Source organism: Paraburkholderia caballeronis, assembly GCF_900104845.1.
Lineage (GTDB): Bacteria > Pseudomonadota > Gammaproteobacteria > Burkholderiales > Burkholderiaceae > Paraburkholderia > Paraburkholderia caballeronis.
This window is the reverse complement of record NZ_FNSR01000002.1, coordinates 1,553,537-1,570,553: the sequence shown is the minus strand read 5'-3', so window position 1 is coordinate 1,570,553 and position 17,017 is coordinate 1,553,537. Positions and strand designations below refer to the sequence as shown.

The 17,017-nt window shown below is 67.8% G+C and carries 12 protein-coding genes and 1 pseudogene; 3 read left to right on the top strand and 10 right to left on the bottom strand.

The window, feature by feature from the left end; translation table 11 throughout:
- The first annotated feature begins 55 nt into the window (after positions 1-55).
- Positions 56-997, top strand: a complete 942-nt coding sequence (locus BLV92_RS23535; protein ID WP_090549635.1) for an AEC family transporter — start codon at positions 56-58, stop codon at positions 995-997.
- A 173-nt stretch (positions 998-1,170) separates the two neighbouring features.
- On the opposite strand, the pseudogene BLV92_RS32700 reads toward BLV92_RS23535, so the two are convergent.
- From BLV92_RS32700 to BLV92_RS23510, 5 genes and pseudogenes are all read right to left on the bottom strand, one after another.
- A pseudogene (locus BLV92_RS32700) lies at positions 1,171-1,347 on the bottom strand (alpha/beta fold hydrolase); the annotation flags it as partial.
- The gene (locus BLV92_RS23525) at positions 1,347-1,814 is read right to left on the bottom strand and encodes a YaiI/YqxD family protein (RefSeq protein WP_090549632.1); all 468 of its coding nucleotides are present in this window, start codon (positions 1,812-1,814) and stop codon (positions 1,347-1,349) included. The gene BLV92_RS23525 and the pseudogene BLV92_RS32700, both read right to left, overlap by 1 nt.
- Positions 1,815-1,950: 136 nt before the next feature.
- Positions 1,951-2,688, bottom strand: a complete 738-nt coding sequence (locus tag BLV92_RS23520; RefSeq protein WP_244283898.1) for a diaminopimelate epimerase — start codon at positions 2,686-2,688, stop codon at positions 1,951-1,953.
- 108 nt (positions 2,689-2,796) lie between these two features.
- A complete protein-coding gene (locus BLV92_RS23515; RefSeq protein ID WP_090549627.1) occupies positions 2,797-3,882 on the bottom strand; it encodes an extracellular catalytic domain type 1 short-chain-length polyhydroxyalkanoate depolymerase in 1,086 nt (361 codons plus the stop codon).
- Between the two features lie 178 nt (positions 3,883-4,060).
- Entirely contained in the window at positions 4,061-5,632 is a 1,572-nt protein-coding gene (locus tag BLV92_RS23510) for an MFS transporter (protein ID WP_090549624.1), read from the bottom strand.
- A gap of 146 nt (positions 5,633-5,778) precedes the next feature.
- On the opposite strand from BLV92_RS23510, the gene BLV92_RS23505 reads away from it, so the two are divergent.
- Both BLV92_RS23505 and motB read left to right on the top strand, forming a co-directional pair.
- A complete protein-coding gene (locus BLV92_RS23505) occupies positions 5,779-6,684 on the top strand; it encodes a LysR family transcriptional regulator (protein WP_090549621.1) in 906 nt (301 codons plus the stop codon).
- A gap of 542 nt (positions 6,685-7,226) precedes the next feature.
- A complete protein-coding gene (gene motB / locus BLV92_RS23500; RefSeq protein WP_090549618.1) occupies positions 7,227-8,222 on the top strand; it encodes a flagellar motor protein MotB in 996 nt (331 codons plus the stop codon).
- Between the two features lie 33 nt (positions 8,223-8,255).
- Here motB and BLV92_RS23495 read toward each other — a convergent pair whose 3' ends face one another.
- The 5 genes from BLV92_RS23495 to BLV92_RS23475 all read right to left on the bottom strand — a co-directional run bounded on the left by BLV92_RS23495 (position 8,256) and on the right by BLV92_RS23475 (position 16,980).
- Positions 8,256-9,263, bottom strand: a complete 1,008-nt coding sequence (locus BLV92_RS23495; RefSeq protein WP_090549615.1) for a 2-hydroxyacid dehydrogenase — start codon at positions 9,261-9,263, stop codon at positions 8,256-8,258.
- 28 nt (positions 9,264-9,291) lie between these two features.
- Positions 9,292-10,314 carry a dihydroorotate dehydrogenase-like protein gene (locus tag BLV92_RS23490; RefSeq protein WP_090549612.1) on the bottom strand — a complete coding sequence of 341 codons (1,023 nt, stop codon included), beginning with the start codon at positions 10,312-10,314 and terminating at the stop codon, positions 9,292-9,294.
- Between the two features lie 43 nt (positions 10,315-10,357).
- Entirely contained in the window at positions 10,358-13,951 is a 3,594-nt protein-coding gene (gene nifJ / locus BLV92_RS23485; protein WP_208862131.1) for a pyruvate:ferredoxin (flavodoxin) oxidoreductase, read from the bottom strand.
- Positions 13,948-15,606 (bottom strand): NAD(P)-binding protein, encoded by a 1,659-nt coding sequence (locus tag BLV92_RS23480; RefSeq protein WP_090549609.1) that lies wholly within the window; start codon positions 15,604-15,606, stop codon positions 13,948-13,950. The genes nifJ and BLV92_RS23480 overlap by 4 nt, the downstream gene beginning before the upstream one ends.
- Positions 15,607-15,705: 99 nt before the next feature.
- Positions 15,706-16,980 (bottom strand): MFS transporter, encoded by a 1,275-nt coding sequence (locus BLV92_RS23475; RefSeq protein WP_090549606.1) that lies wholly within the window; start codon positions 16,978-16,980, stop codon positions 15,706-15,708.
- Positions 16,981-17,017 lie beyond the last annotated feature (37 nt).

Below are 17,017 nucleotides of genomic sequence, written 5' to 3'. Positions count from 1 at the left end.
TATATCGTTCGCAGACCCTATCCTTGCGGCCTGCCTGTCGATTCGGTGTTACCCGATGTTATCCACCCTTGAAATCCTCATTCCGATCTTCGCCTTGATTCTCGCCGGCTTCGTCTGCCGGCGCCGCGCCGTGCTCGGCCCCACTGCCGCGTCCGAGTTGAACCGCTTCGTCGTATGGCTCGCGCTGCCCGCGCTGCTGTTCGACACGATGGCGCACGCCACCTGGCAGCAACTCGATCAACCGGCGTTTATCGCCACGTTCTGGATCGCGGGCGCCGGCGTGTTCGTACTGATTCTCGCGCTGCGCATGGCGGGCGGACTCCACCTCGCCGACGCCAGCATCGACGCCATCGCCGCCGCCTACCCCAATACCGGCTACATCGGCTTTCCGCTGTGCCTGATTGCATTCGGCTCAAGCAGCCTGACGCCGACCACGATCGCGACCATCCTGATCGCCTGCGCGCTGTTTGCGATCGCCATCGTGCTCATCGAGATCAGCCTGCAGTCGGAGCGCAGACCGCACAAGCTCGGGCTGAAGGTGCTGACGTCGCTCGCCCGCAACCCGCTGATCGTTTCGCCGATAGCCGGCGTGCTGGTCTCCGCCGCCCAGTTCAGGCTGCCGGGCAGCGCGGAGACCTTCCTGAAGCTGCTGAGCGGCGCGGCCAGTCCGTGTGCGCTCATCAGCCTGGGGCTGTTTCTCGCGGAACGCCGCCCCGCCGGCGGCGTGGCGCGCAGTTCGCTGCTCCTTGCCGGGGCCAAACTGATCGTGCAGCCGTTGCTCGCATGGTGGCTCGCGGCGCGGGTGTTTGCGTTGCCGGTCTCGCTGGTCCAGATGACCGTCGTGCTCGCCGCGCTGCCCACCGGGACCGGCCCGTTCATGCTCGCGGAGTTCTATCGACGGGAAGCCGGCGTCGCATCCCGTACCATCCTGCTGTCGACGCTCGGGTCGCTCGTATCGTTGTCGCTGCTGCTTCTGTATATGCGGCATGGGCAATAGGCGCTTATCGACAGCCGGCTTCGCATGCTGTCCGCGCCGATATGCAGGATGCCTTTGAAATCCTCGACGAAGCTATCAGCCGATCTTCTCCCGCATTTCGATTTCCAGGCAATCCATTCCGTGACCGTGCGTGCGCCGGCCAAAGTCATTCTGGACTGTGCGGCGCGTCAGCGGACGAGGCCGTCGAAACTGTCGACATCCGCGACAGCCGGCTCCCGGCCGAACCCCGGATAAGCGAGGATCGTCTTCCCGGCTCGCTCCGTCAGTCGATCCGCCAGTGGTTGCCAGAACGCCGTGTGACCGGATGCGCCGGGCAGGAAAAGCAGCTTCGATGGCCGGGCCGCACGCATCAGGCGACGCCCCCTGGCCGCGAGCCGTGGCGCGCAAGAAAGCGGTCCAGTTGACCGGCGAACGCCTTGCTGTCCTGCGGGGTGTACGGTGCGGGGCCGCCGGTATCGACGCCCGAAGTGCGTAGCTGATCCAGCACGTCGCGCATCGTCAGGCGCTCCTGGATGTTCTCGCGAGTGAACCAGTTGCCGCGCGGATCGAGCACATGAGCGCCCTTGTCGAGCGCGGCGGCGGCAAGCGGGATGTCCGCCGTAATCACGAGGTCGCCGCTCGCGACCAGTTCGACGATGCGGTTATCGGCGGCGTCGAAACCCGCTGGCACCTGCAACGCCTTGATGAAACGCGACGGCGGCGTGCGCAGATACTGGTTCGCGACCAGCGTTACGCTTATTTCGACGCGCCGCGCGGCCCGAAACAGTATGTCCTTGACGGCGACCGGGCAGGCGTCCGCATCAACCAGCACTTGCATCGCGGCATTTCCAGCAGAAAGAGGGAGTGGCCTTATTATCGCCGACGCTCGTTTCCGGTAGTGGCCAATCGGTAGTGGCCAATCGTTGCCCGGCTGGCTCGCCGCCAGTGACGCGATCGGCACAACGCCGCTCGTTTTACCGCCAGACCCAATCCCCGATCACCCCCGAAAAAACCGGCTCGACTAGTCCGGTCAGCACAACGCCGCCAACCCCGTCCCATCGCACCGTCACCGTTGCGCCATCGCATTCCATCTCGACGGTATCGTCCAGAAGACCGCGCCGGATTCCGCCGACGACAGCACCGCAACAACACGAGCCCGACCCGAGCGGTACGCCGCCGCCCCGCTCCCAGATGCGCAGCCGGATACGGCCGCGATGAACGACGCGGACAAAATGGACGTTCGTCCTGTTGCGGAAAAGCGGAGGGGTTTCGATTCCCGGCCCGATAGCGGCAATATCGATGGCATCGAGATCGTCGACGAAAAACGTGCAATGCGGATTGCCCATGCTGCACGCAGCCGGATGGCCGGGAAGCGGCAGCGCAGGGGTATCGGCCGCTTCGGCAAGGGGGATATCCCGCCCGCAGCTCAGCCTGCCGCGCGCGGTTCTCAGCGTGACCGACGACGCCCCCGCTTCTCGCATCAGCAGATCCGCGACGCCACGGGTCGCGCTGCCGCACGTATCGAGCGGCGTGCCGTCCGGATTCCAGAACAGCAGCCGCGCGGCGGCATCGTCGCAGTCGAGCACGACCGCAAGCTGATCGAATCCGATTCCCCGATTCCCCGATTCCCCGATTCCGATCGCCGAGGCGACGGGCCACGCCGCTCGTGATCGGGTCGATCTTGCCGCGCGCATCGACGGGGACGAAGTCATCGCCATTTGCCTGCATCTTGATGAAATGGAGGGTCATGGGCTGTTGTTCTGCTGCCGATCTTCATCGGCAGGGGAAACTCGTCGAAGCCATCGCGTGATGCCGCACCGCTACACCGGATGCGTCGCGACGCGCCGCTGGTGCCGGAAGAAATTCCACATCATCGCGGTCGCCTCGGGACCCTTGCCCGAATGAAACGCTTCGCGCGGATCGCCGCCGCTCCACGCGTGGCCCAGGCCTCGAACGATGCACACCCTGACGACGAGCCGCCCGGCCTTCAGATAATCCACGTAGTCGGCCGCATCGCGGCTGTAGGTCCGCCGCTCGCCGACGCGCAACGCGCCTTCCGCATCGATCAGCCGGTTGAGCCGCGCGAACTCGATGCTGAGCTGCTCGGCGTTGCGCTTCGCGACGACCGCATCGAGTTCGCCGTGGACGATGATCGCGGGCATGCCCGGATAGCGGGCGACATCGACGGACGTTTCGATCAGGTGCAGCGGGTCTTCGCGGCTGCCGCCGCGCATCACGTGCATCGCGGTGAACGTCGAATGGGCCGCGCCGAACACCGGCCCCGAATGCAGGCCCACGGCGGCGAACAGCGCCGGATAGTGAACGCCGAGCACGGCGGCAAGACCGGCCCCCGCCGAGATGCCCGCGAGATACACGCGCTCGTGGTCGAAACCGTGCTCCGCGACGATCGACACCACGAGCGACGCGACGGCAGGCGCCTCGGACTGCGCCGGAGGCTCGTGCCAGTTCCAGCATCGATGCGCGTGCGCGGCCTTCGCCTGTTCCGGCAGCAGCACCGCGAATCCCGCGCGCTCCGCGAGCCGGCAGATGCGCGTGCCGGCGGCGAACGACTCGGCGGTCTGCTTGCAGCCATGCAGCATCACGACGAGCGGCATGGCCGCCTGCGACGTCGCCGCAGACGGCAGGTACAACGCATACGCGAGATGGTTGACGAGTTTCCCGGCGAGCGGCGGCGCGGAGTGGAACGAGCGCGTCCATCGGCCCATGGTCCGCGTCGACGACGGACGCGGGCCGCGCGCCGGGCCGGCGCGCTTCGTCGCGGGCGCGCGCGTCGTCTTGACCGTCGCCGTCTTGCGCACGACCGCTTTCTTTTTCGGCCGGATTCCCGTCAGGCTGGCAAACAGGTTGAGGCCTCTGAACCAGACGCTGGTCTTTTTCCTGGGCATGGGCAGGCACGAAGGCAGTGACGCGTCGATGACAGGTGCGCGGTGCGCCGAAACGCGCGGCGTAACATGCGCAAGCCGCAGACCCGCGCCGCCGCGTCGCGCGAACGGGAATGATAACCCTCAAGCCTGCCAGGCGACCGCATGAGCGGGCCAACATGCCGATGCGCCGAAACGCGCGCTATGGACTCGGGTGACGAACGCACTCGCCCAGTTCCGCCTGTTCACGAACCCTCCGCGCACCAGGTCCGAACGCGGCGGCGCTGCACAGCGCCAGCATCCACGCGCCGACCATCCCGTACAGCATCACGAGTCCGAAGCCGTGCGCGAGCGCCGCATGCACGATCGCGCCGTGCGGATCGACCGCCGCCAGTTCCGCGCTGCTCTGCCCAGGAGGCGCGATCGAACCCGCCGCGACCTGTTCCGCGAGTCGACGCAGCGGCAGGTCTGCGGACCAGCCGGCAAGCGCGCGCGCAAGATGGGACAACACGCCTTCCACGAGGATGAAACCCATCACCGCGATATTGATCGCGAGGCTGATCAGCCGCGCGCTCATGTCGATGCCCGAAGCCATGCCCGCGCGGTTCGGCGACACCGAACCCGTGGCCGTATTCGTGACCGGCGTATTCGTGAGCCCCAGCCCGATGCCGCACGACAGGCAGCCCGGCAGCATCGTGAGCCAACTGGGGTGCGCGCCGCCCGCGCCGAACTTCATCAGCATGAAACCGACGCCGATCGTGAACAGGCCGAGCGGAATCACCCGGCGCGCGCCGAACCGGAACGCGAGCCGTTCGGCAAGCGGCGGCACGACGAGCGTCGGCAGCGTATAGGCGAGCAGCGACAGCCCGGCGTTCACGCTCGTGTAGCCGAGCGCGCCCTGAAAATAGATCGGCAGATAGATCATGAACGGCCAGTAGCTGAAGTTCATGCCCATCGAGCCGGACATCGCGCCCGAAAACGGCCGGATCCGGAACACCGAAAAGTCGAACATCGGGCGGGGGCTGCGCTTCTCGACGAAGACAAACGCGACGAAGCTGACCGCCGTCGCCGCCGCGATGCCCAACGCCGCGCGACTGTCCAGCCCGAGGTCCGGCCCCTGCGTGATGAAGTAGACGAGGCCGAAACACGCTGCGGACAGCGTAACGATGCCCGGCAGGTCCAGCTGCTGCGCATGCGGGTCGCGGGACTCCTGCACGCCGGCGAACGCAAGGCCCAGCGCCACGATCGAAAGCAGCGTGTGGACGAGGAACACCCATTGCCAGTTGGCGACGGCGACGATCAAACCGCCGACGATCGGCCCGAAGCCGAGGCCGATGCCGAAGATGATTCCCCACGCGCCGAACGCGTTGCTGCGCTCGCGCCCCGCCTGAAACTGATGCGAAAGCACGGCCACCTGGCAGATCAGCATCGCGCCGCCGCCCATCCCCTGAAGAAACCGGCTGACGATCAGCACGGGCGCGCTCTGCGCGAGCCCGCAGATCAGCGACGTCACCGCGAACGTCACGATGCTGGCCACGTAGACGCGTTTGCGTCCGAAACGGTCCGCCAGCGCCCCGGTCGCCATCAGCACCGTGGTGCAGGCGAGCGTGTACGCGTTCATGATCCATTGAATCTCCCTGAAATCCGCGTGCAGCACGCTTTCGAGGGTGGCAAGCACCGCCGGCACGCTGGAGATTTCGAGGCCGAACATCAGCGAGGTCAGACACACCGCGGCAAGCGCGAGCGCGTTCTTTCGAAGGGGAAGTAGCGTCATGGGTCGCGTGAAAAAGGCGTTCGTGAATACGCATCCGGCATGCGTGGGGGGCGGCTCGATCGGCGACACGTCGGGGTACTATATCGGGAAGCAGATTCCCGATTGACGCGCTTTTTTCCCATTACTTATTCCTTCGTGGACCCAATATGGCGGACAAACTCGATGGGGTGGCCGTCTTCGTTCAGGTGATCGAAGCGGGCAGCTTCACGCTGGCGGCCGAGCGCATGCACCTCACGCGCTCGGCCGTCGGCAAGGTGATTGCGAGGCTGGAGGAGCGCCTCGGCGCGCGCCTGCTTCATCGCACGACGCGCAGCCAGACGCTGACCGAGGCGGGGCGGGCCTATTACGACCGATGCGTGCGCGCGCTGGCCGAACTCGATGCCGCCGAAACCGAACTGGAAAGCGGACACACCAGGCCGCGCGGCCGTCTGCGGGTCAGCGCGCCGCTCGCATTCGGCCACCATTGCGTCGCGCCGGTGCTGTTCGGACTCGCCCACAGGCACCCCGAACTTCAGATCGACATTTCGTTTTCTGACCGGACCGTGGATCTCGTCGAGGAACACATCGACCTCGCGGTGCGCATCGGCGAACTGCGCGACAGCACGGTCCTCGCGGCACGGCGCCTCGGCGTACAGGACCAGAGCATCGGGGCCGCGCCGTCGTATCTGGCGCGGCACGGCACGCCCGCCGACATCGACGACTTCGAAGGGCATGTGGGGATCGCCTATTCGCGCGCGGGGGTGGTGTCGCCATGGCGCGTGCTCGACGCGAACGGCGTCGAGCGCGAATTGCGGATCGAGCCGAAGCTGAGCCTCGACGACATCCAGGCGATTGCCGGCGCGGGCGTCGCCGGGCTCGGGCTCGTGCAGTTGCCGTGCTGGTTGATGACGCGTTATGTGGCGACGGGCGAACTCGTCGCGGTGCGGGAGCGTTGCGGCGTGCGACCGCAGGGTATCCACGCGGTGTGGCCGAAAACGCCGTATCTGCCGTCGAAAACCCGCTGTGCAATCGATGCGCTCGTGACGGAAATTCCGCTGCTGAATCTCGATTGACGTGGGACCCGTTGGTGCGGCCGAATCATGCGCGGCCGGCCGCGCACCGCAACGCTGTCGCTAGTCGCCAGCCACTCCGCGCGCGTTTGCTGCGGACTTGCACAGCAAAACGCAGGACTCGCGAGGATGCAGCAACGCGTCCATAATGTCGTCGCGGAAAACAAGCGGGAATACGCAACGGTCGAAAGGATAGCGATGCTATCCAATGGCAATACCCTTGCCGCCGGGCTGTCCCGCGATTCCGCAACAATTTGCCGGTAGTCAACGGGCGTGGAAGAATTCGCCCCGTATCACGGCCGGCACGGTAATGAAGACATGTTGGAAAATACGCGGTCCGATTGATGGTCCGATGAACGATCGATGAACAACCGCGCGACCCGCCACCGGCGTTATACCCGTTCGCCAGAAATTCGCAGGACCAACGAACGGGAGCACGGGGTCGCAACCACTCGCACGGGAAAGAGATCGCTCTTGTTGTCCGCTGCGAATCCATCCATTGGCTACGCGGGCGGCGCCCGGGCGGCCGCCGCAGAGGAACGGAGATGCCCAAGCACAAACCCGCGCCGCGAGTCGTCAAGCGGCGCGCGCCCGAGAAGCCCGATCAGCCGGTCGGCGCATGGAAACTCGCCTACGCGGATTTCATGACCGCGCTGATGGCGTTTTTCCTGCTGCTGTGGATCGTCAGTTCGGCGTCGAACACCCAGCGCGCGGGCATCGCGGCCTATTTCAGCGAGCCGGTGCGGATCCCGCTGTGGGGCGGCGACCGGGACGCGATCGATACGTCCGCCATCAAGGGCGCGGGCGGCGGCCTCTCGACCGACGGAACGGGCGTCACCCATTTATCGACCAGCGCGACGGATCGCGCCGGCCAATCGGTTCCGCGCCGCGGCGACGCCGCCACCGCCGCTTCGGAAAGTCCGGAAAGTATCGAGCAGGCGCGGCTGCGCAGCCTGCAGCTCAGCGTGCTCGCCGCCATCGAGGCGAACCCCGAACTGCGCCCGTTTCGCCAGCAGATCCGGATCGACTCCACGCAGCAGGGGTTGCGCATCGAGATCCGCGACGCGCAGAACCGTCCGATGTTCGCGACGGCAAGCGACGCCGTCGAACCGTATATGCGGGACATCTTGCAGGCGATCGGCAGATCGGTGAATTCGGTGCCGAACCGGATCATCATCCAGGGGCACACCGATGCGGTGCCGTACTCCGGCGGCGAGAAGAATTACAGCAACTGGGAACTGTCCACCGCGCGCGCGAATGCTTCGCGGCGCGAACTGATCGCGGCCGGCATGGATCAATCGCGAGTGCTGCGCATCGCGGGCCTGGCGTCATCGCAGAGCCTGAGCGGCGTCGATCCGCTTGCGGCCGGGAACCGGCGCATCAGCATCATCGTGTTGAGCGCGCGCGCCGAAGCGGCGCTGGTCCACGACGACACGTCGGCGACGACGATCACCAACGACGCGGCCGGAACCAGCGACGAGAACGAGAACGCGAAAAAAGCACCCGTAGCCGCCTCCAGCATGCAACCGGCGTCGCCCTGAAATTCGCGGCCGGCCTGTGAAAAGGCACCGTCGTCAAGCGTCGATCACCCGGTTCCCGCACTCGCCTCCGTCAACGAAACACCGCACGTTATCCAGCGTGACGTGCGCGATCTCGCGCATCGCCTCGACCGTGAAAAAACCCTGATGCCCGGTGACGAGCACGTTCGGGAACGTCAGCAGCAACTGGAACATGTCGTCGTCGATGATGCTCGACGACCGGTCGTGGAAGAACAGGTTTTCCTCCTGCTCGTACACGTCGATCGCCAGAAAACCGAGATGCCGCGACTTCAGCGCGTCGACGACCGCCCGCGTATCGACCAGCGCGCCGCGCGACGTGTTGACCAGCATCGCGCCGCGTTTCATCCGCGCGAGCGTGTCGCGGTTGATCATGTGGTGCGTGTCGTCCGCCAGCGGACAATGCAGCGACACGATATCGGACTCGCGCAACAGCGCGTCGAGCGTGACCTGCTCGCCGAGCCGCGCCAGTTCCGGCACGGGCGTCGGGTTGTAGCCGAGCACGCGGCACCCTATCCCGTGAAAGATCCGCGCGGTCGCGAGGCCGATCCGCCCGGCGCCGACGATGCCGACAGTCTTGCCGCATAACGTGATGCCGAGCAGTCCGTCGAGCGCGAAGTTGCCGTCGCGCACCCGCAGCCACGCGCGATGCGTGTGGCGGTTGAGCGTCATCACCAGCGCGAGCGTGTGTTCCGCGACGGCTTCCGGCGAATACGCGGGCACGCGCGCGACGAAGAACCCGAGCCGCGTCGCGGCCGCGACGTCGACGTTGTTGAAACCCGCGCAGCGCAGGAATATCGCGCGCACGCGCAGCGCCGCGAGTCGTTCGAGGACCGGCGCATCGAGCCGGTCGTTGACGAACACGCACACCGCATCCGAGCCCTGCGCGAGCACGGCCGTCTGCGGCGACAGCGTGGCCTGCTGGTAGATCAGTTCGACCGTCGTCAGGCGATCCCCGGCGCGTTCGAGCGCGTCGTCGAGGAAGGTCCGGTCGTAAGGCTGCGCGCTGAATACCGTGATTTTCATTCGCTCTCCTGCTCCCCGGCGCGGGCGTTCATACGCTGCGATGCGAGCGCGTCCATGTCTGAAGCGCGTCGATGTAGTGGCCGCGCGCATACGCGCCCGGGTCCTTCAGCCGCGCGAAGCTCATCGCGCCGCGAATGCGGTCCGGCGAGCCGAGGTCGCGCGCATCGAGCCATTCGCACAGGCCGTCGAGCAATCGGCGGAAACAGTCGGGGCCGTCGCGCAGCACCTCGGACGTCGTCATCACCACGTCTGCGCCCGCGTACAGATACTTGACCACCTGCTCCGCCGTCTCGACGCCGGTCGACGCCGCGAGCGACACCGGCACGCGGCCCGCGAGCAGCGCGACCCATTGCATGGGCAGGCGCATGTCGGCGGCCTGGCTCAGCGCGATGTCGCTCGACAGCGAAAGCGTGCGCAGGTCGATGTCGGGTTGCAGATAACGATTGAAGATCACCAGCCCGTTCGCGCCGACCTCGGCGAACCGCAGCGCCATGTTGCCGACGGCGGTGAAATACGGGCTCATCTTCACGGCCAGCGGGATGTCGAGTTGCGTGCGCAGTTCGTGCACGACGCGCAGGCAGCGCGCCTCGATCTGCTCGCCCGATTCGTCGAGATCGGTCGGCACCGAATACAGGTTCAGCTCCAGCGCGTGCGCGCCCGCCTGCTGGAGCCGCTGGCCATAGTCCGCCCAGCCGTCCGGCGTCGCGCCGTTCAGGCTCGCGATCACCGGGATCGACAGGCTTTCCCGCGCGCGCCGCACCCGCTCCAGATAACGGTCCGGCAGCAGGCCGTATGGCCCGTGCGTGACGCGTCCCGGCGGCAGGTAGTGCTGATGCGCCTCCGGATTGTTGTCCGCGCCCGCCGCGAGAATCGCGTCGAAGTGGCCGCCCGCGGACGCAATCTGCTCCTCGAACAGCGAAGGCAGCACGACGGCCGCCGCGCCGGCGTCCTCCAGCCGGTGCAGATGGCCGAGGTCCGCGTTCGACGGCGCCGCCGACGCGACGAGCGGATTCTTCAGCGTGAGACCCAGATACTGTGTCGCCAGATTCATTTGATTCCCTCCGTCATCATCGCCAATGCCAGTCCGTGCCGGATCACGAATCCGCGCGCCGCCCGTCGGCCAGGGCCGGCGCGCTGCTCCAGAAGCGGCCGCCGTCGCGCGCGGCGAGATCCTCGTACTGGCGGAATTTCTCGTCCACCCAGCGTTGCGCGGCGTCGAGCAGTTGCGCGGCCGTGTCCTCGTCGCTGACGGCGAGCGAGCTATAGCGGATCTCGTTGTACGCGTAGTCCTTCAGCGGCAGGCTCGGCCGCAGCGAGTCGAGCTGAAACGGGTTCGCGCCGACCCGCCGCATCGACGGGTTGTAGCGGAACAGCGGCCAGTAGCCGCTCGCGGTGGCGAGCGCCTGCTGGTGCATGCCCTGGCGCATGTCGATGCCGTGCGCGATGCAGTGGCTGTACGCGAGGATCAGCGACGGGCCGTCGTAGGCCTCGGCCTCGCGAAACGCCTGCAAGGTCTGCTGCGGATTCGCGCCCATCGCGACCTGCGCGACGTAGACGTTGCCGTACGCGATCGCCTGCAACGCGAGGTCCTTGCGCGGCACGCGCTTGCCGGCCGCCGCGAACTTCGCGACCGCCGCGAGCGGCGTCGCCTTCGACGACTGGCCGCCGGTGTTCGAATAAACCTCGGTGTCCAGCACCAGCACGTTCACGTCGCGGCCCTGCGCGAGCACGTGATCGAGCCCGCCGTAGCCGATGTCGTATGCCCAGCCGTCGCCGCCGACGAGCCAGATGCTGCGGCGGACCAGATGGTCCACGACCGACAGCAGATCGGTCGCGCGCGCGTCGTCGCCGAGCGCCAGCAAGCGGGTCTTGAGCAGCGCCACCCGCTCGCGCTGCGCACGAATTTCCGACTCCTGCGCCTGCGGCGCGTCGAGAAGCGCGCTCACCAGATCCGCGCCGACCTGCGGCGCGAGTTCGGTCAGCCGCCGGTGCGCGAGCGCCAGTTGCTGGTCCGCCGCGAGCCGGAAGCCGAAGCCGAATTCCGCGTTGTCCTCGAACAGCGAGTTCGACCAGGCGGGGCCGCGCCCTTCGTGGTTCTTCGACCACGGCGTGACCGGCAGATTGCCGCCGTAGATCGACGAGCAGCCGGTGGCGTTCGCGACCTGCAGGCGGTCGCCGAACAACTGGCTCAACAGCCGCAGATACGGCGTCTCGCCGCAACCGGCGCACGCGCCTGGAAACTCGAACAGCGGCTGCAGGAACTGCACGCCGCGCACGTTCGCGAAGTCGACGCGCGCGCGGTCGTTGACCGGCAGCGCCTCGAAGAAGCGGATGTGCTCGCGCTCCTGCTCCAGCACCGGCAGCTTGTCGACGATGTTCAGCGCCTTCGTCTGCGGCTCCACGGCGCTGTGCGCCGGGCAGGCCTCGACGCACAGGCCGCAGCCGGTGCAGTCCTCGACGTAGATCTGCAATGAGAAACGCGCCTCCGGATAACCGCGCGCGTTGACCGGCGCGGACGGGAACGACGCGGGCGCGCCGTCGAGACGGTCCTCGTGGTAGTACCGCGAGCGGATCACGCCATGCGGGCAGACGAAGCCGCATTGTCCGCACTGGATGCACAGGTCGCTGCGCCACTGCGGCACGGTATCGGACACGTTGCGCTTCTCGTAGGCGCTGGTGCCGGACGGGAACGTGCCGTCCACCGGCATCGCGCTCACCGGAATCGCGTCGCCGCGGCCGGCGAACATCTTCGCGGTGACTTCGCGCACGAACGCGGGCGCATCGGCCGGCACGAGCGGCGGCAACTCGCCGCCGCCCGCCGTCGCCGGCACCGTCACCGGCTGCATCCGCGCGAGCGCGCCGTCGACTGCCGCATCGTTCATCTGCACGACGCGCTCGCCCTGGCGTCCATAGGTCTTGCGGATCGCCTGCTTGATCGCCGCGATCGCCTCGTCGCGCGGCAGCACGCCGGACAGCGCGAAAAAACACGTCTGCAACAGCGTGTTCACGCGAAAACCGAGCCCCAGCTCGCGCGCGGCCGACGACGCGTCGATCACGTAGAAGCGCAGCTTGCGGTCGATGATCGTCTGCTGCACCGCGCGCGGCAGATGCGTCCACACCTGCTCGGCCGGGTACGGCGCGTTCAGCAGGAAGGTCGCGCCCGCCGCCGCGTATTGCAGCACGTCGACGCGCTCCAGGAAGTCGAAGCGATGGCACGCGACGAAACCCGCGCGGCTGATCAGATACGGCGCATGGATCGGGCGCGGGCCGAAGCGCAGATGCGACACGGTCTGCGCGCCCGACTTGTGCGAGTCGTACACGAAGTAGCCCTGCGCGAAGTTGCCGGTGTCCTCGCCGATGATCTTCACGCTGTTCTTGTTCGCGCCGACCGTGCCGTCCGCGCCGAGGCCGTAGAACACCGCGCGCGTCACGTCGTCCGGCTCGATGTCGAACGCCGGGTCGTAGTCGAGGCTCAGGTGCGTGACGTCGTCTTCGATGCCGACGCTGAAGCTGTGGCGCGGCTGCGCGCGTTCCAGTTCGTCGAACACGGCCTTGACCATCGCGGGCGTGAAGTCCTTGCTCGATATCCCGTAGCGGCCGCCGACCACGAACGGCAACGTGGCCCGCTCGCCGCGGCTGAACGCGCTCGCGAGCGTCGACAGCACGTCCTGATACAGCGGCTCGCCGGACGCGCCCGGCTCCTTGGTCTGTTCGAGCACGGCGATGCGCGTGACCGACGCGGGCAGTTCGGCCAGCAGATGCGCGGCGGAAAACGGCCGGTAGAGCCGCACCTGCAACACGCCGACCTTGCGCCCCTGCGCCGCGAGCGCCTTCACGGTTTCCTGCACGGTCTGCGCGCCGGAGCCCATCAGCACGATCACGTGCTCCGCATCCGGCGCGCCGTTGTACTCGAACAGCCGGTAATGGCGGCCGGTCAGATCGCCGAAGCGGCGCATCAGCTTCTCGACGATGCCCGGCACCGCGTCGTAATACGGATTCACCGCCTCGCGCGCCTGGAAATAGGTGTCCGGGTTGTGCGCGGTGCCGCGCACGAACGGCCGCTCGGGGCTCAACGCGCGGCCGCGATGCGCGCGGATCAGCCCGTCGTCGATCATCGCGTGCAGCACGTCGTCGTCCAGCAGTTCCAGCGTGTTCAGTTCGTGCGACGTGCGAAAGCCGTCGAAGAAATGCAGGAACGGCACCCGCGCTTCGAGCGTCGCGGCCTGCGCGATCAGCGCGCTGTCGTGCGCCTCCTGCACCGACGCCGCGCTGAGCAGCGCGAAGCCGGTCATCCGCGCGGCCATCACGTCCGAGTGGTCGCCGAAGATCGACAGCGCCGACGTCGCGAGCGAACGCGCCGCGACATGAAAGACCGCCGACGTCAGTTCGCCCGCGATCTTGTACATGTTCGGCAGCATCAGCATCAGCCCCTGCGACGCGGTGAAGGTCGTCGTCAGCGCGCCCGACTGCAGCGCGCCGTGCACCGCGCCCGCCGCGCCGCCTTCGGCCTGCATCTCCTGCACGACCGGCAGGTTGCCCCACAGGTTCAGCCGCCCTTCCGACGTCCATTGATCGGCCAGTTCGGCCATCGTCGACGACGGCGTGATCGGGAAGATCGCGCACACTTCGTTCAGCTTGTACGCGACGGTCGCGACCGCCGTATTGCCATCCATCGTGCTGCGGGTCATCGCGCGGCCTCCGTGATCGGGTTCGCTGTAGCGTTCGCCTCGGGCGCCATGTCGATTGCATGGCACGGGCATTGTTCGAAGCAGACGGCGCAGCCGGTGCAGCGTTCGAGGTTCACCTCGTAGCCGCGCGTCGGGCCGAGCCGTTCGATCGCGCCGGTCGGGCACGCCGCATAACAGTTGTCGCATTCGTAGCAGTTGCCGCACGACAGGCAGCGGCTCGCTTCGTGACGCGCGGCCCGCTCGTCGAGACTGCCGAGCACCTCGTCGAAGCCGCCGCGCGCCGCGACCGGCAGCATCGGCTGCGCGGACTGCAACGCGTCGCTGTAGAGCGGCAGATGCAGCGCGTCGAAGCCGACGATCGCATGGCGCGGCGGCGGCGCGAACGACGCGCCGTTCAGCCACGCGTCGATGTGGCGGGCCGCGCGCTTGCCGTGGCCGGTCGCGGTCGTCACCGTGCGGTTGGCGGGCGTCATGTCGCCGCCCGCGAACAGGCCCGCGCAGCCGGTCTGGAAATCGTCGCCGACGATCACCGTGCCGTCCGGCGCGAACTCGACGCCCGGCACGTCGCGCAGGAACCCCGTGTCGGTCTGCTGGCCGAGCGCGAGGATCAGCGAATCGGCCTCCAGCGTTTCGTATTCGCCGGTCGGATGCGGCCGGCCGGCGTCGTCGAGGCGCATCTTCTCGACGCGGATCGACTGCCCGTCGACGTCCTTGATGCTCGACAGCCAGCGGATCCGCACGCCCTCTTCCAGCGCCTCCTCCGCCTCGAACGGCAGCGCGCCCAGGTGCTCGCGGTCGCGGTAATAGACGATCAGCGCCTCCTCCGCGCCGAGCCGCCGCGCGGTGCGCGCGGCGTCCATCGCGGTATTGCCGCCGCCGTACACGATCACGCGGCGGCCGAGTTCCGGACGCGCGCCGGTGCCGGTCGCGCGCAACAGGCTCACCGCGTCGAACACCTGCGCCGCGTCGCGCGCGGGAATGTCGATGTGGCGCGCGGTCTGCGCGCCGATCGCGAGCAGCACCGCGTCGAAGCCGCCTGCGGTTTTCTCGACGAGCACGTCGCCGACCTTGTGGTTCAGCACGATGCGGATGCCGAGCGTTTCGAGCCGTCCGATTTCGCGGTTCAGCACGTCGCGCGGCAGCCGGTACGCGGGAATGCCGAAGTGCAGCATGCCGCCCGCCACCGGCCCCGCCTCGCGAATCTCGACCGCATGGCCGCGCTGCGCGAGATGCCACGCGGCGGACAGGCCGCACGGCCCCGCGCCGACGATCAGCACGCGCTTGCCGGTCGCGGGCGCGGGCGAAACGGCCCAGCCGTGTTCGATCGCGAGGTCGCCGAGAAAGCGTTCGACCGCGTGCACGGATACGGCGCTGTCGAGCGAGCCGCGATTGCATGCGGTCTCGCACGGGTGATAACAGACGCGCCCGTGAATCGCGGGGAACGGGTTGTCCGCGACGAGGCGACGCCACGCGGCCTCGTAGCGGCCCGCCTGCGCGAGCGCGAGCCAGCCCTGGATGTCCTCGCCGGCCGGACACGCGTCGTTGCACGGCGGCAGCAGGTGATGCCAGACCGGATGCTGGGTGCGAACCGGCCCGACGGCCTGACGCCGCGTCAGGTCCACCGCCGGGCTGAGATTCTCGATTCGGATGTTCATCGGACCTCCGGAAAACGTATTGGGGGGTGGCTTCGGCTGCGTTCCGGCTCAGCGGCCGGATGGGGATGCGGCCGCATCCGAAGCGGACAGCCTGCGCGTCTAGGCCTTCGCCTGTGCGCGCGAGCCGGTCTCGCGCAGAAACAGCGCGAGCACCATCGCGACCACGATCGCGCCGAGCAGCCACGCGCCGGCTTCGCGGAACACCGGCAGCGTCAGCGGGCCGCCGTGCGCGAAGTGCGCGAGCAGCCGGCCGAACACCGGCGTGAGCCATGCGCTGAACGTGAACACGAGGAAGTTGATCGCACCGGTCGCGCTGCCCTTCACGTTGTCCGGATTGACCTCCTTGATGACCGAGTACGGCAGCATCGCCGCGCCGGAGCCGATGCCGAGCAGCAGGCCCAGCACGTAATGCGGCGCGACGCCGTCGGGCAGGTACAGGATGCCCGCGCCCGACACCAGCATCAGCAGCGCGCCCGCGAGCAGCACCGGCTTGCGGCGGCCGACGTGGTCGGACAGATAACCGAGCAGCGGGCAGCCGATCACCCAGCCGAGCGGCACCATGCTCGCGCGGTTCACCGCCTCCGCGTAGCTCGCGTCGAAACCGCCGCGCAGGAACGGCACGCCCCAGATCATGTCGCCGATCGTCGTCGGCAGGAACAGCAGGCCCGCGCAGAAGCCGCACAGATACGACTGCGGGTTGGTCAGCACCACCTTGTACGGCGCGAACATCTTCGTCCACGAACCCTGGCTCGCGGGACCGTCGTCATGTCCGGCCGGCGTCGCGAGCAGCACGAGCACCGCGATCACGAACAGGCCGATGCCCGAGAGCCACCAGAACTGCTGCCACGAGATCACGCCATGAATCAGCGGTCCGACCGCGAACTGGCCCGCCGAGCCGCCGAGCATCCCGAAGCACTGCGTGAAGCCCACCGCCGTCGCGAGATAACGCGGCGGAAAGCCGTGCGTCGCGAGATACACCGCGCCGGTGAACGCGCATGCGGAGCCCGCGCCCTGCAACAGGCGGCCGATCTGCGCGGTCTCCACGTGGCCGAGCCCGAACAGTGCCGCGCCGATGGCGACGAGCACGATGCCGATGGGAATCACGAACTTGCCGCCGAGCCGGTCGAGCGCCGCGCCGGCGACGATCGAGAACAGCGAATACGTGTAGTAGTACAGCCCGACCAGCGCGCTGACGCCGACCGCATCGCGCGCGAACGCCGCGGTGAGTTCGGGCATCATCACGCCGGGCGCGGAGCGCAGCGCGTACTGCATGAAATAGAACACGATGCAGAACAGCCATGCGATCACGAAGCCGATGTGCATCGGTTCGCGCTGCGTGGCGCTCGGAGAGGTGCTGATAACGTTGCCTGACATGACGCGGGTTCCTCTAACGGAAACGGCTGGAGGGCGG

Excerpts from the sequence above, each read along its gene's own strand:
- BLV92_RS23535 (WP_090549635.1), top strand. The coding sequence starts at position 56 with ATGTTATCCACCCTTGAAATCCTCATTCCGATCTTCGCCTTGATTCTC.
- BLV92_RS23525 (WP_090549632.1), bottom strand. The coding sequence starts at position 1,814 with ATGCAAGTGCTGGTTGATGCGGACGCCTGCCCGGTCGCCGTCAAGGAC.
- BLV92_RS23520 (WP_244283898.1), bottom strand. The coding sequence starts at position 2,688 with ATGACTTCGTCCCCGTCGATGCGCGCGGCAAGATCGACCCGATCACGA.
- BLV92_RS23515 (WP_090549627.1), bottom strand. The coding sequence starts at position 3,882 with ATGCCCAGGAAAAAGACCAGCGTCTGGTTCAGAGGCCTCAACCTGTTT.
- BLV92_RS23510 (WP_090549624.1), bottom strand. The coding sequence starts at position 5,632 with ATGACGCTACTTCCCCTTCGAAAGAACGCGCTCGCGCTTGCCGCGGTG.
- BLV92_RS23505 (WP_090549621.1), top strand. The coding sequence starts at position 5,779 with ATGGCGGACAAACTCGATGGGGTGGCCGTCTTCGTTCAGGTGATCGAA.
- motB (WP_090549618.1), top strand. The coding sequence starts at position 7,227 with ATGCCCAAGCACAAACCCGCGCCGCGAGTCGTCAAGCGGCGCGCGCCC.
- BLV92_RS23495 (WP_090549615.1), bottom strand. The coding sequence starts at position 9,263 with ATGAAAATCACGGTATTCAGCGCGCAGCCTTACGACCGGACCTTCCTC.
- BLV92_RS23490 (WP_090549612.1), bottom strand. The coding sequence starts at position 10,314 with ATGAATCTGGCGACACAGTATCTGGGTCTCACGCTGAAGAATCCGCTC.
- nifJ (WP_208862131.1), bottom strand. The coding sequence starts at position 13,951 with ATGACCCGCAGCACGATGGATGGCAATACGGCGGTCGCGACCGTCGCG.
- BLV92_RS23480 (WP_090549609.1), bottom strand. The coding sequence starts at position 15,606 with ATGAACATCCGAATCGAGAATCTCAGCCCGGCGGTGGACCTGACGCGG.
- BLV92_RS23475 (WP_090549606.1), bottom strand. The coding sequence starts at position 16,980 with ATGTCAGGCAACGTTATCAGCACCTCTCCGAGCGCCACGCAGCGCGAA.